General features: G+C 60.9%; 26 protein-coding genes and 1 pseudogene. 8 read left to right on the plus strand and 19 right to left on the minus strand.

Going from position 1 to position 21,723, the window contains the following annotated elements; genetic code table 11:
• Nucleotides 1–62: 62 nt before the first annotated feature.
• Entirely contained in the window at nucleotides 63–434 is a 372-nt protein-coding gene (locus tag ACI77D_RS07295; RefSeq protein WP_064454511.1) for a nuclear transport factor 2 family protein, read from the minus strand.
• A gap of 126 nt (nucleotides 435–560) precedes the next feature.
• Here ACI77D_RS07295 and ACI77D_RS07300 point away from each other — a divergent pair, with 126 nt between their 5' ends.
• Complete coding sequence (locus tag ACI77D_RS07300; RefSeq protein ID WP_407016315.1) at nucleotides 561–1,445, plus strand: LysR substrate-binding domain-containing protein; 885 nt, start codon at nucleotides 561–563, stop codon at nucleotides 1,443–1,445.
• Between the two features lie 61 nt (nucleotides 1,446–1,506).
• On the opposite strand, the gene ACI77D_RS07305 is transcribed toward ACI77D_RS07300, so the two are convergent.
• Together ACI77D_RS07305 and ACI77D_RS07310 are read right to left on the minus strand one after the other, a co-directional pair.
• Nucleotides 1,507–2,103: a YceI family protein gene (locus tag ACI77D_RS07305; protein ID WP_064454513.1), complete on the minus strand. Its 597-nt coding sequence runs from the start codon at nucleotides 2,101–2,103 to the stop codon at nucleotides 1,507–1,509.
• 32 nt (nucleotides 2,104–2,135) lie between these two features.
• The gene (locus ACI77D_RS07310; RefSeq protein ID WP_407016316.1) at nucleotides 2,136–2,687 is read right to left on the minus strand and encodes a cytochrome b; all 552 of its coding nucleotides are present in this window, start codon (nucleotides 2,685–2,687) and stop codon (nucleotides 2,136–2,138) included.
• Nucleotides 2,688–2,960: 273 nt separating this feature from the next.
• On the opposite strand from ACI77D_RS07310, the gene ACI77D_RS07315 reads away from it, so the two are divergent.
• Together ACI77D_RS07315 and ACI77D_RS07320 are read left to right on the plus strand one after the other, a co-directional pair.
• Nucleotides 2,961–4,367, plus strand: a complete 1,407-nt coding sequence (locus ACI77D_RS07315; RefSeq protein WP_262666449.1) for an adenosylmethionine--8-amino-7-oxononanoate transaminase — start codon at nucleotides 2,961–2,963, stop codon at nucleotides 4,365–4,367.
• A 91-nt stretch (nucleotides 4,368–4,458) separates the two neighbouring features.
• Complete coding sequence (locus ACI77D_RS07320; protein ID WP_407016317.1) at nucleotides 4,459–5,178, plus strand: 16S rRNA (uracil(1498)-N(3))-methyltransferase; 720 nt, start codon at nucleotides 4,459–4,461, stop codon at nucleotides 5,176–5,178.
• 134 nt (nucleotides 5,179–5,312) lie between these two features.
• On the opposite strand, the gene ACI77D_RS07325 is transcribed toward ACI77D_RS07320, so the two are convergent.
• Genes ACI77D_RS07325 through ACI77D_RS07335 form a run of 3 tightly spaced genes read right to left on the minus strand, consistent with a single transcriptional unit; the run spans nucleotide 5,313 to nucleotide 7,842 of the window.
• Nucleotides 5,313–6,215 carry a transporter substrate-binding domain-containing protein gene (locus ACI77D_RS07325; protein WP_064454517.1) on the minus strand — a complete coding sequence of 301 codons (903 nt, stop codon included), beginning with the start codon at nucleotides 6,213–6,215 and terminating at the stop codon, nucleotides 5,313–5,315.
• A gap of 24 nt (nucleotides 6,216–6,239) precedes the next feature.
• On the minus strand, nucleotides 6,240–6,590 hold the full coding sequence (locus tag ACI77D_RS07330) for a RidA family protein (RefSeq protein WP_064454518.1): 351 nt from the start codon (nucleotides 6,588–6,590) through the stop codon (nucleotides 6,240–6,242).
• 10 nt (nucleotides 6,591–6,600) lie between these two features.
• Nucleotides 6,601–7,842, minus strand: a complete 1,242-nt coding sequence (locus ACI77D_RS07335) for a D-amino acid dehydrogenase (protein WP_407016318.1) — start codon at nucleotides 7,840–7,842, stop codon at nucleotides 6,601–6,603.
• Nucleotides 7,843–7,951: 109 nt separating this feature from the next.
• Between ACI77D_RS07335 and ACI77D_RS07340 the strand changes: the two are divergent.
• Nucleotides 7,952–8,854, plus strand: a pseudogene (locus ACI77D_RS07340) (LysR family transcriptional regulator).
• Between the two features lie 127 nt (nucleotides 8,855–8,981).
• On the opposite strand, the gene ACI77D_RS07345 reads toward ACI77D_RS07340, so the two are convergent.
• Complete coding sequence (locus tag ACI77D_RS07345) at nucleotides 8,982–9,599, minus strand: hemolysin III family protein (RefSeq protein ID WP_064454521.1); 618 nt, start codon at nucleotides 9,597–9,599, stop codon at nucleotides 8,982–8,984.
• Between the two features lie 260 nt (nucleotides 9,600–9,859).
• Here ACI77D_RS07345 and ACI77D_RS07350 point away from each other — a divergent pair, with 260 nt between their 5' ends.
• Genes ACI77D_RS07350 through ACI77D_RS07360 form a run of 3 tightly spaced genes read left to right on the plus strand, consistent with a single transcriptional unit; the run spans nucleotide 9,860 to nucleotide 11,920 of the window.
• Entirely contained in the window at nucleotides 9,860–10,426 is a 567-nt protein-coding gene (locus ACI77D_RS07350; RefSeq protein ID WP_407016319.1) for a chromate transporter, read from the plus strand.
• A complete protein-coding gene (locus ACI77D_RS07355; protein ID WP_407016320.1) occupies nucleotides 10,426–10,968 on the plus strand; it encodes a chromate transporter in 543 nt (180 codons plus the stop codon). Before ACI77D_RS07350 ends, ACI77D_RS07355 begins: the two co-directional genes overlap by 1 nt.
• A gap of 37 nt (nucleotides 10,969–11,005) precedes the next feature.
• Nucleotides 11,006–11,920, plus strand: a complete 915-nt coding sequence (locus ACI77D_RS07360) for a LysR substrate-binding domain-containing protein (RefSeq protein WP_064454524.1) — start codon at nucleotides 11,006–11,008, stop codon at nucleotides 11,918–11,920.
• Nucleotides 11,921–12,021: 101 nt separating this feature from the next.
• On the opposite strand, the gene madM is transcribed toward ACI77D_RS07360, so the two are convergent.
• The 12 genes from madM to ACI77D_RS07420 all read right to left on the minus strand — a co-directional run bounded on the left by madM (nucleotide 12,022) and on the right by ACI77D_RS07420 (nucleotide 20,968).
• Nucleotides 12,022–12,786: a malonate transporter subunit MadM gene (gene madM / locus ACI77D_RS07365; RefSeq protein WP_064454525.1), complete on the minus strand. Its 765-nt coding sequence runs from the start codon at nucleotides 12,784–12,786 to the stop codon at nucleotides 12,022–12,024.
• A 1-nt stretch (nucleotide 12,787) separates the two neighbouring features.
• Nucleotides 12,788–13,201: a malonate transporter subunit MadL gene (madL, locus tag ACI77D_RS07370; RefSeq protein ID WP_407016321.1), complete on the minus strand. Its 414-nt coding sequence runs from the start codon at nucleotides 13,199–13,201 to the stop codon at nucleotides 12,788–12,790.
• Between the two features lie 67 nt (nucleotides 13,202–13,268).
• Nucleotides 13,269–14,168 (minus strand): malonate decarboxylase subunit epsilon, encoded by a 900-nt coding sequence (gene mdcH, locus ACI77D_RS07375; protein WP_407016322.1) that lies wholly within the window; start codon nucleotides 14,166–14,168, stop codon nucleotides 13,269–13,271.
• Nucleotides 14,165–14,761 (minus strand): malonate decarboxylase holo-ACP synthase, encoded by a 597-nt coding sequence (locus ACI77D_RS07380; RefSeq protein ID WP_407016323.1) that lies wholly within the window; start codon nucleotides 14,759–14,761, stop codon nucleotides 14,165–14,167. Before ACI77D_RS07380 ends, mdcH begins: the two co-directional genes overlap by 4 nt.
• Nucleotides 14,755–15,525, minus strand: a complete 771-nt coding sequence (gene mdcE / locus ACI77D_RS07385; protein ID WP_407016324.1) for a biotin-independent malonate decarboxylase subunit gamma — start codon at nucleotides 15,523–15,525, stop codon at nucleotides 14,755–14,757. Before mdcE ends, ACI77D_RS07380 begins: the two co-directional genes overlap by 7 nt.
• The gene (locus ACI77D_RS07390) at nucleotides 15,522–16,364 is read right to left on the minus strand and encodes a biotin-independent malonate decarboxylase subunit beta (protein ID WP_407016325.1); all 843 of its coding nucleotides are present in this window, start codon (nucleotides 16,362–16,364) and stop codon (nucleotides 15,522–15,524) included. The genes mdcE and ACI77D_RS07390 overlap by 4 nt, the downstream gene beginning before the upstream one ends.
• Complete coding sequence (locus ACI77D_RS07395) at nucleotides 16,357–16,656, minus strand: malonate decarboxylase subunit delta (protein ID WP_407016326.1); 300 nt, start codon at nucleotides 16,654–16,656, stop codon at nucleotides 16,357–16,359. The genes ACI77D_RS07390 and ACI77D_RS07395 overlap by 8 nt, the downstream gene beginning before the upstream one ends.
• The gene (locus ACI77D_RS07400; protein WP_407016327.1) at nucleotides 16,656–17,489 is read right to left on the minus strand and encodes a triphosphoribosyl-dephospho-CoA synthase; all 834 of its coding nucleotides are present in this window, start codon (nucleotides 17,487–17,489) and stop codon (nucleotides 16,656–16,658) included. The genes ACI77D_RS07395 and ACI77D_RS07400 overlap by 1 nt, the downstream gene beginning before the upstream one ends.
• Nucleotides 17,490–19,160: a malonate decarboxylase subunit alpha gene (gene mdcA, locus ACI77D_RS07405; protein WP_078803987.1), complete on the minus strand. Its 1,671-nt coding sequence runs from the start codon at nucleotides 19,158–19,160 to the stop codon at nucleotides 17,490–17,492. It abuts the gene before it with no gap.
• Between the two features lie 260 nt (nucleotides 19,161–19,420).
• On the minus strand, nucleotides 19,421–19,855 hold the full coding sequence (locus ACI77D_RS07410; RefSeq protein ID WP_064454534.1) for a hypothetical protein: 435 nt from the start codon (nucleotides 19,853–19,855) through the stop codon (nucleotides 19,421–19,423).
• Nucleotides 19,818–20,447: a nucleotidyltransferase domain-containing protein gene (locus ACI77D_RS07415; RefSeq protein WP_064454535.1), complete on the minus strand. Its 630-nt coding sequence runs from the start codon at nucleotides 20,445–20,447 to the stop codon at nucleotides 19,818–19,820. The genes ACI77D_RS07410 and ACI77D_RS07415 overlap by 38 nt, the downstream gene beginning before the upstream one ends.
• Before the next feature lie 284 nt (nucleotides 20,448–20,731).
• The gene (locus tag ACI77D_RS07420) at nucleotides 20,732–20,968 is read right to left on the minus strand and encodes a DUF6124 family protein (protein ID WP_407016328.1); all 237 of its coding nucleotides are present in this window, start codon (nucleotides 20,966–20,968) and stop codon (nucleotides 20,732–20,734) included.
• 356 nt (nucleotides 20,969–21,324) lie between these two features.
• On the opposite strand from ACI77D_RS07420, the gene ACI77D_RS07425 reads away from it, so the two are divergent.
• Entirely contained in the window at nucleotides 21,325–21,612 is a 288-nt protein-coding gene (locus ACI77D_RS07425) for a HigA family addiction module antitoxin (protein WP_221296152.1), read from the plus strand.
• Nucleotides 21,613–21,723 lie beyond the last annotated feature (111 nt).

The following is a 21,723-nucleotide window of genomic DNA, read 5'->3' on the forward strand; positions in this document are numbered from 1 at the left end:
TTCGACGGTAAATAAAAACGCCCCGACTGTTCGGGGCGTTTTTGTATCTGGCGGTCAGCGCATTAATCCGTCACTTCACCGGCCTTGTGAAACAGCTTGGCGAAGATCATCCAGCGGCCATCCACTTTCATCAGATTCAAGTAGTCGACCATCACGTTATTGAACAGGCGCAAGCGTACTTTAACGATGGCCATTTCTGCCGACATCACATCAATCATCAGCACTTCGTCAAGTTGCGGAAAACCGCCTTCCCGGGGCGACTTACGGCCCTGAACCATCGCCCTGTACTCATCAAAAGGCCGAACCACCACGGCCGAATTTTGCGCGCTATACAACACGCAGCCTCGATGAAACACTTGATCGAACGCATTCAAGTCCTGAGTTTGCAACACATTAAAGTAGTCTTTCAGAAACGCTTGGATTTCATTAATCATGCCTAACAACTCCCGATTCTTCTGCACGGCGTTATTTAAATAAATAACTTGTCGCCATTATCGGTAGCTCACTCATTTCACGTATAGCGGCTATTATTGGGCTTTCCCGTGAAAGGAATTCACCTATTGAAGCTCCCTCCACTCGCCGCGTTGCGTGCCTTCGAGGCGGTCGCCCGGCTGGGCAAGGTGAACCTGGCGGCCATTGAGCTGCACGTCACCCACAGCGCCGTCAGCCACCAGATTCGTTCACTGGAAGAGTATTTGGACATCGCGTTGGTGGCGCGCAGCGGGCGTTCCCTGGTGCTGACGGATGAAGGCCGTGTTTATGCCTACCAGATCAGGCAGGCGCTGGGCGAAATAGCCGGGGTCACCGATAAGCTTCTGGCAAAAAACAAGCACCCGCTACTGACCCTGTCGGTGCTGCCCTCCTACGCCATGCATTGGTTACTGCCACGGTTGCACGATTTCATGAGCGCCCATCCCGGCCTGCGCCTGAAACTGGAATCGTCCATGGAGTTCGCCAGCTTCGAGCAGGGCCTGATCGATTGCGCCATCCGCTTCGGCCACGGCCAATGGCCCGATATGCATTGCGAAACGCTGATGACCGACTCATTGCTGGTGGTCGCCGCGCGCGACTTCAACCACGGCGTACTGCCCGATACACCGCAAGCCATCCTGGAGCAGCCACTGCTGCACGCCAGTGAAAGCTGGCCGACCTGGCTGGGTGCCGCAGGCGTGGAGGGGCAACGCCCTCATGCTGCGCTGGAATTCACCGACTCAACTTTGTTGCTCGAAGCGGTCAGGCTCGGGCATGGCGTCGCATTGACCCGACGTTCGATTGCCCATTCACTGATTCAACGCGGGGATCTGGTCAAGCTCACCGATATTGAACCGGCGCATTCTTCACGCTATTACCTGGTCTGGCCGATGGGGACCAAACGTTCGGCGCAACTGCTAGCCCTGCACACGTGGCTCAACGACCAAGTCGCGACGTATCAAGACAGCCTGTAACCCACGCACAGCAAAACGCCGACCCGGAGGTCGGCGCTTTGCATTTAAAACAGCGAAATAATTACTTCGCTTTCACACCTTCAAACGTCACGTACAGCTCAACAGTGTTGGACGCTGGGCCCAGGTCCATCTGCTTGCCGAAGTCCTGGCGGTTGAAGCTGGTGGTGCCTTCAAAGCCGGCACGGTAGCCGCCCCATGGATCTTTGCCTTCACCCAGGAAGGTGGCCTTGACGACGATCGGCTTGGTCACGCCGTGGAAAGTCAGGTCGCCGGTCACGTCGGCAGTGACTTGGCCTGCAGCATTTTTACCGGTGGTTTTAACACTGGTGGAGACGAACTTGGCATCGGCAAACTTGCCAACGTCCAGGAAGTCTTTGCTGGAGATGTGCTTGTCACGTTCGGCGTGGTTGGTGAACACGCTGGCAGTACGTACGTTGAACTCGATCTTGCTGTCTTCAGGCTTGGCAGCGTCGAAGCTGAACTTGCCGTCCAGGTCCTTGAAAGTACCGGTGATGAAGCTATAGCCCAAGTGGCTGATCTTGAAGTCAACGAAGGCGTGCTGGCCTTCTTTGTCGACAACATAATCAGCGGCCATCACCGAACCTGCGGACATCAGAGCAGAACCGATTGCCAGAGCGGCGAGCGTCTTTTTCAACATGCTTTCTATTCCTTGTGAGTCGAGGTTGAACATCAGGCTTTGCGCCCCAGCATTCGCGTCAGGGTCGCATCACGATCGATAAAATGGTGTTTAAACGCAGCCACGCCGTGCAAGCCGGCGAAGACCACCAACACCCAGGCGAGGTACAGATGCACCACACCGGCGGTGTCTGCCTGGTCCGGTAGCCCGGAAACCACGACAGGAATCTCAAACAGGCCAAACACCGGGATACCGACACCGTCTGCGGTGGAAATCAGGTAACCGGCAATCATCACGGCAAACAGCCCGAGATAAAGGAAAGCATGGCCAAACGCAGCCCCGATACGGGTCAAGCGGCTATAGCTGGCCAGTGGAGGCGGCGGCGGACTGATCAGGCGCCAGACAATGCGCACCAGCATGATGGCGAACAGCGTAATGCCAATGCTCTTGTGCAGGTCAGGCGCGTCTTTGCGCCAGGTGCTGTAATAGTCGAGACCGACCATCCACAGGCCCAGGGCGAACAAACCGAACACCACCAGGGCCACGCCCCAGTGCAAAACAATGCTGACCCAGCCATAGCGGGCCGGTGAGTTACGTAGTTGCATGTCCCAAATCCCGTAAGAGCTGTGCCCAAGACTAGCGATTTACCTATCGAATTAAAGCGGAAAATTTCGCTTTGAAATATCGAGAAATACGATCAAGAGGTTATGCACAGTACGTTAACAATGGATTAAGGACTATTCCTAAGAAACGTGACAGTCCGTCCCGCGTTTACTGCCAATTCATCCGTAATGGGTTGTGACACCGTCTGGCATTGCATAGGCTTGCGCGATTGTTTCGCCTGCGCCGGCCGCAGGTCCGCTTCGAGGAGATAGACGATGGGCTTGAATAACCAGTGGATGCAACGCGACCTCGCGGTGCTGTGGCATCCCTGCACCCAGATGAAAGACCACCAGCAACTGCCGCTGATCCCGATCAAGCGCGGTGAAGGCGTCTGGCTGGAAGACTTCGAAGGCAAGCGCTACCTCGACGCCGTCAGCTCCTGGTGGGTCAATGTGTTCGGCCATGCCAACCCGCGTATCAACCAGCGCATCAAGGACCAGGTGGACCAGCTGGAACACGTGATCCTCGCCGGTTTCAGCCACCAGCCGGTGATTGAGCTGTCCGAGCGCCTGGTGGCGATGACGCCCGACGGCCTGACCCGCTGCTTTTATGCCGATAACGGCTCGTCGTGCATCGAAGTCGCACTGAAGATGAGCTTTCACTACTGGCTCAACCGCGGCCTGCCGAACAAAAAGCGCTTCGTCACCCTGACCAACAGCTACCACGGCGAAACCATCGCTGCGATGTCGGTCGGCGACGTGCCGCTGTTTACCGAAACCTACAAGGCGCTGCTGCTGGACACGATCAAAGTGCCGAGCCCGGATTGCTACCTGCGCCCCGAAGGCATGAGCTGGGAGGAACACTCGCGCACGATGTTCCTGGCCATGGAACAGACCCTGGCCGAGCACCACGACACGGTCGCCGCCGTGATCGTCGAGCCGCTGATCCAGGGTGCCGGCGGCATGCGCATGTACCACCCGGTGTACCTCCAGCTGTTGCGCGAAGCCTGCGACCGCTACGGCGTGCACTTGATCCACGACGAAATCGCCGTCGGCTTCGGCCGTACCGGCAGCATGTTCGCCTGTGAACAGGCCGGCATCCGCCCGGACTTCCTGTGCCTGTCCAAGGCCCTCACCGGCGGCTACCTGCCGCTGGCGGCCGTGGTCACCACCGACGACGTCTACGACGCTTTCTACGACGACTACCCGACCCTGCGCGCCTTCCTGCACTCCCACAGCTACACCGGCAACCCGCTGGCGTGCGCGGCGGCCCTGGCGACGCTGGATATTTTCGAAGAAGACAACGTCATCGAAAACAACAAGGCCCTGGCCCAGCGCATGGCCACGGCCACCGCGCACCTGGTCGACCACCCGCATGTGTCGGAAGTGCGCCAGACCGGCATGGTGCTGGCCATCGAGATGGTCCAGGACAAAGCCACCAAAACCGCCTACCCGTGGCAGGAGCGCCGTGGGTTGAAAGTGTTCGAACACGCCCTGGAACGCGGTGCTCTATTGCGGCCGCTGGGCAGCGTGGTGTATTTCCTGCCGCCGTACGTGATTACGCCGGAGCAAATCGACTTTTTGGCTGAAGTGGCCAGTGAAGGCATCGATATTGCGACCAACAGTAAAGTCAGCGTGGCAGTGCCAAAGGACTTCCACCCAGGCTTCCGAGATCCAGGTTGATTGAATTCACTCAACTGATCGGGTGTCAGGGCTACCGTCATCGCGGGCAAGCCCGGCGCCCACAGGTTTTGTATTTTTCCAGAGAACAGAAATGAGACTGTCCCGCTTTTTTACCGACACCCCGCTGAGCCTCGGCGAGCACGAATTGCCCGAAGCCCAGGCGCACTACATCAGCCGCGTGTTGCGCATGGGCGATGGTGATGCCGTGCAACTCTTCGACGGCTCCGGCCATGAGTTTCTGGGCACGTTGCTGGAGGTCGGTAAAAAACGCGTCACCGTGCAACTCACGGAACGCTTCGCGGGCCAGACCGAGTCCCCGCTGCACATCCACCTCGGCCAGGGCCTGTCCCGGGGCGAGCGCATGGATTGGGCGATTCAGAAAGCCACCGAACTGGGGGTGAATGAAATCACGCCGATTTTCAGCGACCGCTGCGAAGTACGACTCAAGGACGAGCGTGCCGACAAACGCCTGCTGCACTGGCGCCAAGTGGCGATCAGCGCCTGCGAGCAATGCGGGCGGTCGACGGTGCCGGTGATTCACCCACCGCTGCTGCTGGCGGACTGGTTAAAGCAGGCCGAGGCGGAGTTGAAACTGGTGCTGCACCCGGTGGCCGAGCCGATGATCAGCCATGCCAGGCCTGCCAGCCTGGCCTTCCTGATCGGGCCTGAAGGTGGGTTGACCGACGCAGAAGTCGAAGCCGCCCAAAGCGCCGGCTACCACGCCGCCCGCCTCGGCCCGCGCGTGCTGCGCACCGAGACCGCGCCCGTGGTGGCACTGGCCGTGGCCCAGCAATTATGGGGCGACTTCTAACCCAGCCCTGCAAACCCAATCGAATGTGGGAGCTGGCTTGCCTGCGATGACGTCGGCACATTCAACCTCGCTGTTGCCTGGTACACCGCTATCGCAGGCAAGCCAGCTCCCACAGTGGTCGGGGTACCAGTGCCTTACTCCACCGGATCACTGACCGGCTTGGCAATAATCGCCTTTAACTCGGCTGTCATCGGAAACTCCAGGTTCAAGCCCTTGGGTGGAATCGGCTGTTCAAACCAGCGCTGGTAAATCCCGTTGATTTCCCCCGAGCGGTACAGGTCGCCGAGTGTTTCGTTGACCACTGCGAGAAACTGCGGGTCGTCCTTGCGCACCATGCAGCTGTAGATTTCCCGCGATTGCTCCTTACCCACCACCGCCCAGTGGTGCGGGTCCTTGGCCTTGGCACGCTCGCCGTAGAGCAGCGCGTCATCCATGTAGAACGCCACCGCACGGCCGGTCTCGAGCATCTTGAACGCTTCACCGTGGTCTTTGGCGCTGATCACAAACATGTTGGCTTTGTGTTCGGCGTTGTAGCTCTTTAGAAAACGCTCGTTGGTGGTGCCCGCAGTCGTGACCACGTTCTTGCCCTTGAGGTCATCGAAGCCTTGGATGCCGCTGTCCTTGGCGGTCAGCAACTGGCCTTTCACATAGATAAACCCGTAGGAAAACGCCACCTGCTTCTGCCGCTCGGCGGTGACGCCGGTGGAGCCGCATTCCAGGTCCACGGTGCCGTTCTGCACCAACGGGATACGGGTTTGGGAGGTCACCAGGTTGTACTTCACATTGAGGTTCGCCACCCCGGTTTTCTGCTGGATGCGCTCAACGATCTTGTTCGCCAACTCCACCGAATAGCCCATGGGCTTGCCGCTGTTATCGCCCACGTAGGAAAACGGCACCGACGCATCGCGATAACCCAACGTGATGGACTTGGCACTGGCGATCTTGCTCAACGTGCCGTCCAGCGGCGCGTCATTCGCCTGAACCTGAGCGCCAAACAAAAGCCCCAGGGTGCAGCCGGTCAACAGGATTTTTTTCATTGTTATTCTCCGTTGGTCTTGCGGTTATTTACGTACAGCAATCACGCTGATTTCCACCAGCACAGTCGGGCGCGCCAGTTCCGCCTGCACGGTGGTGCGCGTCGGCGCCATGCCCGGTGACAGCCACGCCGCCCACACTTGATTCATCGGTGCAAAACCGGCGCCGATGTCTTTCAGGTAAATCGTTGCGTTGAGCAGGTGGTCCTTGTCGCTGCCCGCCTGCGCCAGTAATGCATCGATCCTGGCCAACACCTCGCGGGTTTGCGTGGCTACCTCCTGGCCTTCACCCGGCACCTGGCCCGAAAGGAACACCAGGTCCTTGAAGGTGACGGCACCCGAGAGGCGTTCGTTGCTGTTGATTCGGTTGATGGTCATGGCTTTATCCTCAAGCGGCGCTGGGCGCCAGGCCCTGCATATCAATGGAAGGAACCCGCTGGCCGATCAACTCGGCGATCAGTTGGCCGCTGCCGCAGGCCAGGGTAAAACCGAGCGCGCCGTGGCCCAGGTTCAGCCACAGGTTGCGGTACGCACTGGCGCCGATCAGCGGCACCCCGGTCGGCGTGGCGGGGCGCATACCGGCCCACTCGACGGCGCGGGTGTAATCGCCAGCACGGGGAAACGTCTCGAGTGCCTGGCGCTTCATCAGTGCCAGGCGCTTTGGCTCAAGGCGCGCATCAAAGCCGACGATATCGACCATGGCCGCCACCCGCAGCTGCTGGCCGATGCGCGCGTAGACGATCTTGCGGTCATAGTCGGTGATGCTCACATTCGGCGCCTGATGCTGCGCGCCAATTGGCACGCTCAGGCTGTAGCCCTTTAGCGGGTAAAGCGGCAGCGACAACCCAGGCAATGCCAATTCAGCACTGCGATGCCCGGCCGCCAGCACCAGCTGCTCGACCGGCATCACGTCATCGCCCAGCACGACGGCCTGCACCACGCCGTCGGCGTGACGCAGGCCAGTGACTTTCTTCCCGAGCAAAAAAGTGCAGCGTCCCGAGGCCTCAAGCCGCGCCGCGAGCCGCCGGCAAAAGGCATGGCAATCAGCAACCTCTTCGCTGGGCGTATAGATGCCACCGACAAAACCACCGCTCGCCAACGCCGGGTCCAGGCGTGCGCAATCGGCGGCCGACAACACTTGCTGTTGCAAGGTATCGGTGACCTTGCTGCGCGCATGCTCAAAGGTGCCCGCGCTGCGAAAGGTCACCAGTTTGCCGTTGCGCCGCCAGTCGAAGCCGTCGAGGCGGTCAGCTTCTCGCCATTGCTCCAGGGTGGTCTGGCTCAAGGACGCCAGGCGCAGCAGGTGGGCGGCATTGCGTTTATTCACCGAGCCACGGCAGGCGCCGATAAAGGCCGCCATCCAGCGCCATTGCTGGGGGTCGAGCCGGGGGCGCAGCGTTAGCGGCGAGTCACTGCGCAACAGCCAGCCAATGGCTTGCAGCGGTACGCCGGCGTCGGCCAGTGGCGCCACATAGCGGTAGGACAGTTGCCCACCGTTGGCGAAACTGGTCTCGCTGCCCAAGGTGTCGCGCGCTTCAATCACCGTCACCTCATGGCCTGCACGCACCAGGGCGTAAGCACTCGCTAACCCGATGACGCCACCGCCAATGATGCAAACCCGCTTGGCCATTCCCGCCACCCGCTCTTGAATTAACTTGGGCTCAAGCGTAGGGCCAGGTGACAGGCCACCGACAATGAATAAAGATGGGCCACCTATAAACAAAGGTTATGGACGTGCCATGCGCTTGCGTCACATCGAAATTTTCCAGGCCATCCGCCAGACCGGCTCTGTCAGCGCCGCTGCGCAGTTGCTGCACGTCTCGCAACCGGCGGTGACCAAGGTGCTGCAGCACGCCGAGTTGCAGCTGGGCTTCCCGCTGTTTCTGCGGGTGCGCGGCAAATTGCTGCCCACCCCGGAAGCCCTGGCGCTGGAAAGCGAAGTCGAGAAAGTCACCGAGAGCCTGCAAGGTGTGTGACGCCTGGCCAAGAGCTTGCGCCGTGAGCCTGGGCAAAGCGTGCGCATTGGTGCCATTCCGGCGTTGGCCTTGTCGCTGCTGCCGCCAGCGATTCTGGAATGGACGCGCGACTACCCGACCATCGCCTGCGAGCTGTCCAGCGACCATAGCCGCGAATTGGTTCAGAAGCTGTTGATGCGCGAGATCGACCTGGCGCTGACGCTCAACTTCTCCGGCCATCCCGGTTTGACCACGCAAGTGCTGGCCAATGGGGTGTTGGTGGCATTGGCCTCCAAGGGTTATTGGCCAGACGCCGAGATGAGCAAGCCATTGCCGCTGGCAGCGCTCGCGGGTGCGCCGCTGATTGGGCTGTCCAGTGCTGATCCGTTGGCGGCAAAACTCGACAGCTACCTGGAAAACATCGACCCAGCGCCTCGGGTGACGATCGCCGTACAAACCTACTCCCTGGCGCGCGCCATGGTCGAGTCAGGCGCCGGGTTGACGGTAATCGACCCGTTCACAGCCTTGGGCGCCTCAACGGCCACCACCTGCATCCGCACGCTCACCCCGCCGCTGCCGATCACCCTGTACGCCCTGACCCGTGCTGACGAGCCGCCGCCGCATATGCTGGCGAACCTGCTGCAGATCTTCGGCAAACGCGCGCGTGAACTGCTCGAACGCTTGTGAAAACACTACCAATCTAATGTGGGAGCGGGCTTGCTCGCGAATGCGGTGGATCAGTTAGCCTATTTATCAACTGCCACACTGCCTTCGCGAGCAAGCCCGCTCCCCCATTTTTTAACCGCGTCGCCGGTTACAGCACGTAGTGCATGATCGCCACGAAGTGCAGCAGGCTGCCGCCGATCACAAACAAATGCCAGATCCCATGGGAATGGCGCAGGCGATCCTCCAGGGCAAAAAAGATGATGCCGACGGTGTACAACACCCCGCCCGAGGCCAGCCAGACAAACCCCGCCGTGCCCAGCGCAGCCATCAACGGCTTGACGGCCACCAGCACGATCCAGCCCATCACCGCGTAGATCACAATCGATAGAATCCGCGCCTCGGAGCGTGGCTTGATCTCTTGCAGGATGCCGATCACGGCCAGCCCCCACACGATCCCAAACAGCGTCCAACCCCACGGCCCGCGTAGCGTCACCAGGCAGAACGGCGTGTAACTGCCGGCGATCAGCAGGTAGATCGAAAAGTGGTCGACCTTCTGCATGATCGCTTTTCGTCGCCCCTGCACGCTGTGATACACGGTAGAGGCGCTGTACAGCACCAGCAACGTAAAGCCATAAATCGCTACGCTGACGATCTTCCAGGGGCTGCCGTCCAGGCTCGCCACCACCAACATCCATACTGCGCCGACAAAAGCTGCAACCGCCCCGACCAAATGGCTCCACGCGTTGAATCGTTCCCCGTGATACATGTGTCACTTACCTCGAATAACCGTTACCGCATGGTTTTACACTATGCACTCTGACGCTCCGGGCGGCTTGGCAGGTAACAACCTTTCTTCATTTGCCCAAACGCACCCGCCGATAGATGATTCGCTTCATCCTGTGGGAGCTGGCTCGCCTGCGATGAGGACCTGTCAGCCACTGAGTATTGGCTGACACATCGCTGTCGCAGCGATGCGGCGATCCGACAAGCCAGCGCCCACATAAAAGCACCCTATCGGTAATCCCCGTGCCCGAGCTTGAACCCGCGCCGCCTCATCCCAGCCTATGGCAGTTGTTTTACAACTTTGCCATGGTCGGCCTGTTCGGCTTTGGCGGCGTAATGCCCTGGGCACGGCAGATGATGGTTGACCAGCGCCGCTGGGTCAGCGAGCAAGGCTTCAATGAGCTGCTGACTACCGGGCAATTCTTCCCCGGGCCCAATATCGCCAACGTCGGCATCATCTACGGCCGGCGCCTGCATGGCTTGCCGGGTGCAATTGTGACCGTGTGCGGGCTGTACCTGTTCCCCTCGTTGATCACCGTGCTCGCCGGTTTCGCCTATGCCAAGTGGTGGAGCAATGACGTGGTGCAGCAGATCTTCGGCGCCGTCATGCCGATTGCCACCGGCCTGATGCTCGGCACCACCCTGCGCCTGCTCAAGGCCATGCCCAGGACGATCGCCAACTACAGCGCCTTTGTGTTGACCTTCGTCTTGATGGCGATCTTCGTATTGCCGCTGTGGATGGTGTTGCTGATTGGCATCCCCAGCTCCCTGGCCTTGAGCTTTATCCGCTCGAACACGGGGGCCGGCTGATGCAAACCGTCCTGCTGCACCTGATGATTCAATGCGCGCTGTGGTCGCTGATGTCGATTGGCGGCAATACCGTAGCCATCAGTGATATCCACCGCTATACCGTCACTGATATGCGCTGGATCACCGATGCGCAATTCGTCGCGTTCTTCGCCCTCTCCCAGGCACTGCCGGGGCCAAACGGCATGTTCCTGGTGTTTATCGGCCAACAGGCGGCGGGCCTGCCCGGCGCACTGGTGGCGTTGACCGCCAAACTGGTGCCTTGCTCGGTGCTGACCTACGTCGGCGCCGGCTGGCTGGAGCGGCACACCCGGACGCCGTGGGTGCAGCGCGTCAAACGCAGCCTGCTACCGCTCTCCATTGGCCTGATCCTCGCTTCCACCTACATCCTGATGAACAGCCTGGAAAACAACGCGACCAGCCTGGTGCTGACCCTGGCCAGCGCCGCCGTGGTGTATTACACGCGGCTGAACGCGATCTGGCTGATCATCCTCGGCGTGGTGTTGGGACTGTGCAGTTCATGGCTGGGAGCGGACTGGTTTTAGGGGCACAATCGACGGCATTCGAACCCGAGCCACGGCCATGCTGATCGACGAAGAATTCACCCTCAAGAAGTTGGAAATCTTCCTGGCGTTCATGCGCACCGGCAACCTGGCCCGCGCCGCCGCCGAGCTGCAAACCAGCAACGTCAGCGTGCACCGCGCCATCCACTCGCTGGAAAACGCCCTGCGCTGCCCGCTGTTCAAACACGAAGGGCGCAACCTCACCCCGCTGGAAAGCGCCTATGTGCTGGAAGAGCGCGCGCAAAAACTGGTGGCCGACGTGGTCGACAGCGTGCGCCTGACCCGCGAAGCCGCCGGCTTCTCCGCCGAACGCTTCAAGCTCGGCTCGCTGTATTCGCTGACGGTCAAGACCGTGCCGCAGTTGATCATGGGCCTGAAAATCCGCCGCAGTGAACTGAATATCGACCTGATCCTGGGCTCCAACTTCGACCTGCTCTACAAGCTTAAAAACATGGAAGTGGACGCGATCCTCATCTCCCTCGACGAACACGCCAACGACCCTGACTGCGCGCAGATCGCACTGTTCTCCGATGACATCTTCCTCGCCACCCCGGCCGATTCACCGTTCGACCGCGAGCAGGAAATCGACCTCGCCGACGTGCGCGACGCCACGTTCATCACCCTCACCCAAGGCTTCGCCACGCATCAGGATGGCAACCGAGTGTTCAAGCAGGCGGGATTTGAGCCGAAGGTGGCCATGCAGGTGAATGACATCTTCACCCTGTTGAGCATGGTCAGCTCAGGCGTGGGTTATGCACTGCTGCCGGGGCGGATTGCGGCGGTGTATGAGAACCGTGTGAAGCTCATACCGCTGCAACCCAGGTATCGAATGCAGCAGCATATTGGTGTGATGTTTCTGAAGGCCAAGGAGCGCGACCCGAACTTGCTGGCCTTGTTGGCGGAGTGCCGGATGTATGCCAATCGGCAGGCTTGAGACCGCCATCGCAGGCAAGCCAGCTCCCACATTTGAATGTATTCACAGAGCAAAATGTGGGAGCGGGCTTGCCCGCGATGAGGCCCTTACAGCCACCAAAATCAGCCGACCAACCCACGCACGATGAAGTAGAGCAACGAAGGCCCAAGCAAGCACCCAAGCCCGGTATGGAACGTGGCCGTCAACGCGCCATACGGCACCAACCGCCGATCCGTCGCCGCCAAGCCTGCGGTCACGCCGCTGACCGTCCCGGCCAACCCACCAAACACCATCGCCGAGCGCGGGTTGTCCAGGCCCATCCAACGCGCCGCGACGGGCGTGCCGACCATCACCAGGATCGCCTTGATCAAGCCGGTGGCAATCGACAACGCCATCACATCCGACGTCGCGCCAATTGCCGCACCGGTCACAGGCCCAACGATGTAAGTCACGGCACCCGCGCCAATGGTGGTCATGCTGATCGCATCGCGATACCCAAACGCCCACGCCATGCTTGCTCCGACGATAAACGGCAGGATCGTGCCAAGCAGCAAGGCAATCACACCGATCAACCCGGCTTTGCGCGCCTCAGTGGCTTGTACTTCAAAGGCCGTGGCGACAATCGCAAAGTCGCGCAGCATCGCGCCGCCCATCAAACCGATACCGGAGAACAGCGCCACGTCGGCCAGGCCTTTTTGCCCGCCGGTAAGCGTGCCGCCCACCCAGGCCAATACAAGGCCGATAACAATGGCAATCGCCGAGCCATGAATGCGCCCGAAGGTCAGGCGCTTGGACAGCACCACGGAAATCCACATCACCACGCCGACGAACGCAAAGGCGGTGACCAGGCCGTTATTCTCCAAGCCTTTTTCGATAAGTGCCCACATATCAGCGGCCTCCCACGACAGGTGTCGGCGTAATCAGCGGATCTTCATCGGGCAAGGGTTCGCCCTTGTGGGTGCGGCTGATCAGCGCGATGGTGCAGCCACAAACGACCACAGAGCCAATCGCCGCGAGCACCGCGACCGGGCCGCCGTGCAGGGCGGTGACGACGTTTTGTTGCGCGGCCATCGCGACAACCACGGGGATGTACATGGCACCCCAGAAGCCGACGCCCATCTCACAATCCTTGGTCATGCCGCCGCGTTTTTGCATCCACAACCGCGCGCAGATCAGCAGGATCATCGCGATGCCCACCCCGCCCACGTTGGATTTGACGCCGAGCAACACGCCCAGCATGTCACCCATGATCACGCCCGCGAGCGTGCAGATCGCCAGCAATGCCACACCGTAGATAATCATCATTGTTGTCCTCAAAGTGCTCGATCGAAATTGTTGTTTTTGTGCTTCGAAAGCCTTGGGTGGTGCTTTATCGGTGGCGGCGCTCCTCCTCTTGCAGCAGGGCCTGCAAGGTGTCCAGGCGTGCGCCTTCACAGGCGATCACCGTGCCTTGTTCAAACACACGGCGTGACAGGCCGGTGAGCACGGCGCCCGGGGGCAGTTCGATTTGCAGGCGCACGCCGCGCTCGTAGGCGCTTTGCACGGTGCCGCGCCAGTCGACGACGCGGCACATGTTGAAGGCGAGGTCGTCGCGCAGTTGTTCCGGGTTATGGATTGGCCGCGCGCGAGTGCTGCTCAGGTAGGTAATGCGCGGGGCCTTGAGCGTGACGAAGGCTTGGGCCAGTGCCTGGGCAGGTTCTTCCAGCAGCGCGCAATGGGACGGCACGCTGACCGCCAGGCGCTTGGCGACGCCGTTGCCTTTGATGCGTTCGGCAACCCGCTTCATCGCCGCCTCGCTGCCAGCGATGACGGTTTGGTTATCGGCGTTGATGTTGGCCAAATACACCGGCGTTTTTGCGCTGTGGATATCGGCCAGCAAGGTTTCGACGGTGGATAACTCCGGGCCGATCAGCGCGGTCATGCCGTAGCCCTGTGGATAAGCGTTTTGCATCAGTTCGCCGCGCAGGCTGACCAGTTTTACCGCGTCGGCGAAGTCCAGGGCACCTGCGATCACCGCCGCAGGGTAGGCGCCGATGGACAGGCCCGCCACGTAGTCGGGTGTGTGGTGCAACTGGCGGGCATGGGCAACACCGGTGATCAGCAGGCATAACTGAACGGCGCGCGTGTTCGCCAAGGCTTGCGCCGAGTCGAGCAGGCGAACGTCTTCACCCAAGGCGTCACTGGCTTCTTCCAGCACGGCGGCCGGCAGCGCCTGGAGCATGCCCGTGCGTTGGGCGCCCTGCCCCGGAAACACCAGAAGGCTGCTCATGCCACGGCCTGCCACGGGTCAATCACCAGATGCGCGCCGCCGGTGGTTTTCAGCAGCACACGGCGTGAACCACCGGCCCATTCGCGCAAGGCGACGGCGCCAAACGGGGTTTGCAGTTGCAGGTCCACGGCACACGGCGCCGTGTCCAATTGCGCCAGCAACGTTTGGGCGTCCTTGCGATCAAGCGGCTGGGGCGTGCGCAGAATCAAATCCAGATCGCTCAGGGCATGCAACGCCTCGATACCGCTTGCCAATTCAAAGCCGGCACTGCCGCTCACGCCCCAATCTTGCTGTGCCAACAACGGCCGCAGTTGATCAAGTGCGCGCAACGCCGGTAAATCCCGTGGCGAGCTCACATCGCGCAGGGCTTGGGGCGTCACTCGCCGTTGCACGGCTGCGAGAGGCATCACGGTCGCAAAACGCTGCTCGCGCCGTTGCCCGCGCACGCCGACCGCCACATAGCCCGGCTCAGCGATGGCGCGACGCACCACCACCGGATGGCCGGCGCCAACGGCGTCCACCGCCCACGCCGGCGCATCGGCGGGCAAATGCGCCGGGGTCATGCCCCAGAGCAAATCGTGGGCGTTCACCATTGCTCCCGCAGCAGTTGGCGCACGTGGCTGGAGGCGGCGCGATTAGTGGCGCCCAGCCGCCCTTTTAAATCAGGGCCTTCGATATCGTGGATCGCGTGCAGCAGGCAATCGCTGACCCGCACCACATCGTCCGCCGTGGGCTGTTCAATCTGGCTGACCGACAAGGTCTCCCAGAGCAAACCGAGGCTGGCATAACTGTCGATGTCATAGGCCATCGGCGCCACGCTGGCGGCCAGGGCTTCCAATTCTTCGACGCTGCGCAGGGTCACCCGCGCCGCCGAGGCTTTGCCCATGGCGTGCACCATCACGCCGGGGTCACGCAAGGCGATCAGGCGGTTGGCCTGGTAGCCGTGGGCGAGGAACGCGCCGGACATGGCCTTACCCACCAGCAGTGCAATCACCGGGTGCCCGGCCAGCCGGGCGCGGGCGTAGCTGTCGGCGGCGGCGGCCAGCGCTTGATGGATGCCGAGGGATTCTTCGCGACGGCCGTAAGCTTGGCTGGGCACATCGACGATGGCGATGATGGGGCGCTTGTCGCCACGGGCGATGGCGTCGTCCACGGCCTTGGCCAGGCCCCAGCCTTCGAGCAGGCCGACTTCGCCGTTGCGCGCGCGCGGGAAGCGGTTTTGTGCATCGGTGACCACGGCGATGAAACGCACCGCGTATTCACCCAACACGCCGTCGGCGACTTTCAGCGAGGCCGGTAAACCTTCCACGGGCGTGGCGCCGTTGCTCAATGCGTTGAACCACTGCAACCCTCTCATGAGCGTTCTCCTTGATACAGGTCGCGCACCGTGGCCGCGTCGATTTGCGGCGCGGCGTCCAGTTCGGCCAGGCGTGTCAGGTAGAAATCGGCACGGCGGCTGCGTTGTTGTGCAGGCAAGCCTTGTTGCAGCAGCGCGGTGACGGTCTGTTGAATCTGCGCCACATCGTCCGCCACATAACGGTCGGCCAAACCGCTGTTAAAGCGTTGCTCGCCGCCGGTCAGGCTCCAGATAAAGGGGCGGTCGCGGGAGTCGTATTCTTCCAGGCCTGCTTCCTGCTCGATCACCTGCGGGCCATTCAGGCCCAGGCGTGCTTCACGGGTGACGACGAGGTAGCTGCACAACCCGGCAGCAATGGACATGCCGCCAAAGCAACCGACGCTGCCCGCCACCACGCCGATCACCGGCTGGTACTGGCGCAAGTCGACAATCGCCGCGTGGATATCGGCAATTGCAGCAAGCCCGAGGTTGGCTTCCTGCAGGCGTACGCCGCCGGTTTCCAGCAGCAGCACGGCGCGGGTCGGGAGGCCCTTGCGGTTGTCTTCAGCCGCCAGTTCCAGGGCGCCAGCGATTTTCGCACCGCCAACCTCACCGAGGCTGCCGCCCTGGAAGTTGCCTTCGATAGCCGCAACCACCACCGGCAATCCGGCAATGCTGCCCTTGGCGATCACCACACCGTCATCGGCCTGGGGCACCACGCCTTGGCGGCTGAGCCACGGAGACATCACGCGCTGGAACGGATCGATCAGCTCGCGGTAAGTGCCGGTGTCCAACAAGGCCTTGGCCCGCTGCCGTGCACCGAGTTCGACAAAGCTGTGTTTGCTGAGCAACTCAGTCATGGCCGACCTCCTCGAAACCCTGCTCCAGGCGCAAGCGCACCACGCCGGGGGTGGCGCCGAAATCGTGGATATCAATCTTCAAGGCTGGGGGCGTCCGTTCCTGGAAGATCCGCTCAAACAGATGCTGCCAGCGTTGTTCGGCGCCATTTACCGAGGTCTGCACCTGAATAGTCAGCGTGCCCGGGGTGCCCGGTTCCAGCAGCACTTCAAGGTCACCGGAGCCGACGCAACCCACCAGCGCACGGCCTGTTGGCGGCTGCCCGGCGGGGAATTCAAAGGATAAGGTTTCCATCACAACGCTCCGTCGAGGCGGTCGATAAACAGGCAGGCGGCCAACAGGTCGGCGGCGCCGCCGGGGGACGCATTCAGGGCCAGTAATTGCTGGTCGAGTTCGTGCAGTTGGCGGCGGCCGGCGAGGGTTGCACTGCCGCCAGCGTCCAGCACAGCCTGGGCGCCGTGTTGCATGGCGTTGCGGCCCTCGATGCCTGCGCGGTAGAGCACGCAGGTATCGGCCAGGTCGGTCATGATTGCGAGCAAGGCGTCCAGGCGGGCGTTCTGTTCGCCGACATTTTGCTGACGGCTTTTGTGCAATTGCGGCAGGCCGCGTTGTACAACCGAAGGGAAGCCCAGTTGTGCTTCTTCACGGGCACCTCGTGCGCCGTAACGCTGGGCGACTTGGGCGCCATGGCTCATTGGGTGGGGCGCGTAGCGGTCGTTGAGCAAGGCCAGCCTGGCCGCATTCAGCGTGATGGCGCGTGGTTCCAGAGCCGCCGCTGCGGTAAGCAAACCGAGTGCCCAGATCGCGCCGCGATGGGTGTTCACGCCGTTGGTGGTGGTGAGCATGGCTTGCTCACCTTCGCGACCAATCCGCCCGAGGGCTTCGCGCAGCGGCAAACCGACTTCACCGAATTCAAGCGCGGCTTCAGCCATCGCCTTGAACATCGGCCACAGCGACAGCGCCGACGCGTGCATCAGGCCCAGGTGTAAATCGGCATGGGCGCCATTGCCGCGGCGGTCGACCAAAGCGGGTTTTGGCGACAAGTCCGCCTCATCGATCAGCGCGTCGACGGCCATGTCCGCCAGGCGATCGGCGAGGCTCAGTTCATGCAGTTTGAGGGCGCGCATTTACCAGCTCCTGAACTTGGCGGGCGGGTTGTACAAGCCACCGGACCATTCCACCAGGTCGGCCACGCTCTTGGCGGCCAACAGTTCGCGGGTGGCGTCGGTGCGGCGGATGCCGAGGTCTTCGGGCAACGCGATCAAGCCTTCGCGGCGCATGCGCGCGGTGTCCTTGGGGTTGTGGCGCATGCCGATAGCGGTGACGCCGGCGACAGCGGCGATCATCGCCTGACGCTCTTCCAGGGAGCGCGCCTTGTACAGGTAGGCGATGCCTTCTTCGGTGAGCAGGTGGGTGACGTCGTCGCCGTAGATCATGATCGGCGCCAGGGGCATGCCGCTTTTGCGCGCGACTTCCACCGCGTCGAGGGTTTCGACGAAGGTAGGTTTGCCGCCTTCCTGGAAGGTCTCGACCATTTGCACCACGAGTTTTTTGCCGCGTTCGAGCAAAGCCTCCGGCGCGTCGTCGTGGCGCATATCCAGCCAGGCCGGGGTGCCATGGCGACGACCACGCGGGTCGTGGCCCATGTTCGGCGCGCCACCAAAACCCGCCAGGCGGCCACGGGTCACGGTGGAGGAATGCCCGTCGCCGTCCACTTGCAGGGTGGCGCCGATAAACAGGTCCACCGCGTACTGGCCGGCCAGTTGGCAGAACATACGGTTGGAGCGCATCGAGCCGTCGCGGCCGGTGAAGAACACATCCGGCCGTGCGGCGATGTAGTTTTCCATGCCCAACTCGGTGCCGAAGCAATGCACGCTTTCGACCCAGCCGCTTTCGATGGCGGGGATCAGGGTTGGGTGTGGGTTGAGGGTCCAGTTGCGGCAGATTTTGCCCTTAAGACCGAGGGACTCGCCGTAGGTGGGCAGGATCAGCTCGATGGCGGCCGTGTTGAAACCGATGCCATGGTTGAGCGACTGCACATTGTGTTTTTCGTAGATGCCACGGATCGCCATCATCGCCATCAGCACATGCACCGGCTTAATGTGGCGCGGGTCGCGGGTGAACAGCGGCTCTATGTAGAACGGCTTGTCGGCCACCACCACAAAATCCACCCAGCTGGCGGGGATGTCGACGCGCGGCAAGTCGGTCACGTCGTCCACCAACTGGTTGACCTGCACGATGACGATGCCATCACTGAACGCGGCGGGTTCGATCAGCGCCGGGGTGTCTTCGGTGCTGGCGCCGGTGTAGATATTGCCGGCGCGGTCGGCCATGAAACCGGCCGAGAGCACGACGTTGGGGATCAGGTCCACCACCAGCCGTGCGTAGAGTTCGATATACGTGTGGATCGCGCCGATTTCCAGCAGGCCGTCTTCGAGCAACTGGCTGATGCGCAGGGATTGGGTGCCGGCGAAGGAGAAGTCGAGCTTGCGCGCGATGCCCTTTTCAAACAGGTCGAGGTGCTCGGAGCGGCCGACGCTGGGCATGATCATATGCAAATCGTGGAGCTTGGCCGGGTCGGCCTTGGCCAGGGAACGCGAGAGGAAATCGGCTTGCTTCTGGTTGTTGCCCTCCAGCACCACGCGGTCGCCAGGCAGGATCAGCGCTTCGAGAGCCTCGACGATCTTGTCGCTGGGCAGCACCGCCCCGTCTGCGTATTTTTTGACCAACCCGAGGCGCCGCTGCTTCTCGTCGCGCCGCCGCGTCCAGCGCGAGTCGGGGGTGATGGTTGTTGTCATGGTCGCTCCACGGGGTTTGCTGTCGTGGGCTTACCTTAGGAGTGAATCCGGGGGGCATCAATCAAGCCCAACGGCAGATCGTTACGGCTGGAGTAACGGATAATCAGCAAACGCTGAGTTCGAGCCGACTGAAGATTAAAAATGTGGGAGCGGGCTTGCTCGCGAATGCGGTGGGTCAGTTATACATGTACCGACTGACACCCTGCATTCGCGAGCAAGCCCGCTCCCACATTTGTTCGGTGGTGTTCAGAAGAGTCACGTCATTGCCACTGATGGACAGCCAACACGTCTTCCACTTTATTCAGCAGTGTTATCGCGCCATCCATCAACTGCCCCAGCAGCGCCTCATCCTCATCCATATACCCTTCGTACTCCGCCAGGTTTCGGCGCTCATGACACAGCGCCAATAACCTCACCTGCACCTTGTTCGCGTCGGCGGAGTGAATCAGACATTGAAAGACCAAATAGCGTTTGTCAGAACGATAGCCTTGCAAACGCAAGGCCGTGAGCGCGATGGCGTGGGCAGCGTTGTATGCCAGGTCGAAACGACTGGCGAACGACAACAGTGGGTTGCCCGCATCCCTTAATCGGTCCCGGGCCGAGCGCATCAGTCCATCACACTCCTTGCGATCCGGCGGCTCTGCCTTCAAGCCACCGCTACGTTGCAGGTTCTCCAGGTTTGGCTTGCTGTCCATCCGTGGATTCCAGGGGGTTGCCCCCCATCAGATTGATCTTGTCCTGCTGCACGACCCGCTGCACAAAACTGTTCCCGGCATTCCATTTGCCGATCCAGTCTTCGAGGGTGTAAAGCGTCGGGTTGATGGTGCGGCCCAGTTGCTCTTCCAGCGGCATGAGCTGCTCCATGACTTCACTGTAGTTGAGGCTTTCACCTATCAGCATCAGATCTATGTCACTGGATGAGTGCGCCTCGCCCTTGGCGATGGAGCCGTAGATGAACGCCCACGTCAGTTGCTCGGCGAAAGGCGCCAATGCATTGCGCAAGGGTTCGTCCAGGCTCAGCGTCTTGCGCACGATGGCCAACAACTCCGAGTAAATCGGGCACTGGGGATTGGCTTGGTAGTGGGTCTGGTTGCCTTGGCGCGTCATGCTCAAGATGCCCGCCAACTGCAACCGCTCAAGTTCGCGGGTGAGGCTGCCCTTGCCCACTTGGGCCCAGCGGGCTATTTCGTTGGTGAAAAAACTTTGATCGGGCTTGCCAAAAAGCAGGCCCAGCACTTTTTGCTGGGTGACGGTGAAGAGCGCAGTGCTGAGCGGCAAGGTTTGCATGGCGGCGGCCAAAGAGTCCCAAAAAGGGAACGATAGGTCCCTTTTTGGGAACGATCAAGTTTAAGCGGTTGGGTATAGGAAACGATCAATCAGCAAATACTGGATTCGAGCCGAATGAAGATCAAAATGTGGGAGCGGGCTTGCTCGCGAATGCGGTGGGTCAGTTACACATGTACCGACTGACACCCTGCATTCGCGAGCAAGCCCGCTCCCACATTTGTTCGGTGGTGCCTGTTAAGTAGCGGTCCTAAACAGGGAACGACCAGCCCCTATTTGGGACCGATTTAACCTTCCGCCGCCGGGCTGACCTGCTCCAGCGCTCTATCGACCAGCAACTGGCCCAACTCGGCCATTTGCTGAATGCCGAGCATGATTGCGCGCTGGGAAGTATTCAGGTCAAAGGCCAGGTTGCAGGTCATGGCGTTCAGCGATGACAGGGTTTCACTGGCGTCGACGAGTAGAGCTTCGGTGTTTTGATTGGGGTTGACGGTGAAGATATTGGACGAGGACGAATTAGGCATGATGTGCGGTTCCTAAACGAATCATTGAGGAACGCCTTTGAATCTAGGCGTCTTGAACGCCTAAACAGATTTCTCGGACTTGCACGTCCGTGTCACCGTTTTTTCGATGACGGGACGAAGACTAGCCGCCATGACTACCCGCAACAAGTTCATGCACCGCCCGAAATCTTGCAGGAAAAATCTGAAGTCCTCCTACAAATCTCGAAGCAAAGGCGCTTCCTGTGGTGAGCGGGCTTGCCACAGAGAATATTCCGACAAGGTATTCAGGTTGTTGCTTGGAACCCGCCCCTCTAGTCTTTTTTTCCCTCCGGATAGCGCCACGGGCAAACATCATGAACCCGACCGTCAAACCCAACATAGGCATGCACAACCCACCTCCCCCAGGCGAAATCCTGCTTGAAGATGTAATCCCAGCCTTGGGCATTACCATCACTGAAATGGCACGACGCCTGGGCTTTGCCCGCGAGACATTTTCAAGGATCTTGCATGGCCATGCGCCTGTCAGCCCCGACCTTGCCGTGAGGCTGGAGCGGGCAGGCGTGAGTACCGCGCAGCTATGGTTGTCGATGCAAAGTGCCTACGACTTGTGGCAGGCCGAGCATCGGGAGCAACCGGTGATTGAGCGATTTGCGCGGATTGATTGAGATCTTGGGCCGAGCACAATTCAGTGTGGGAGCTGGCTTGCCTGCGATTGCGGTGGGTCGGTTATTGATGCAGTGACTGACAAACCGCTATCGCAGGCAAGCCAGCTCCCA

Origin of the sequence: Pseudomonas sp. O39, from assembly GCF_045447295.1 — a bacterium.
GTDB classification, from domain to species: domain Bacteria; phylum Pseudomonadota; class Gammaproteobacteria; order Pseudomonadales; family Pseudomonadaceae; genus Aquipseudomonas; species Aquipseudomonas antarctica_A.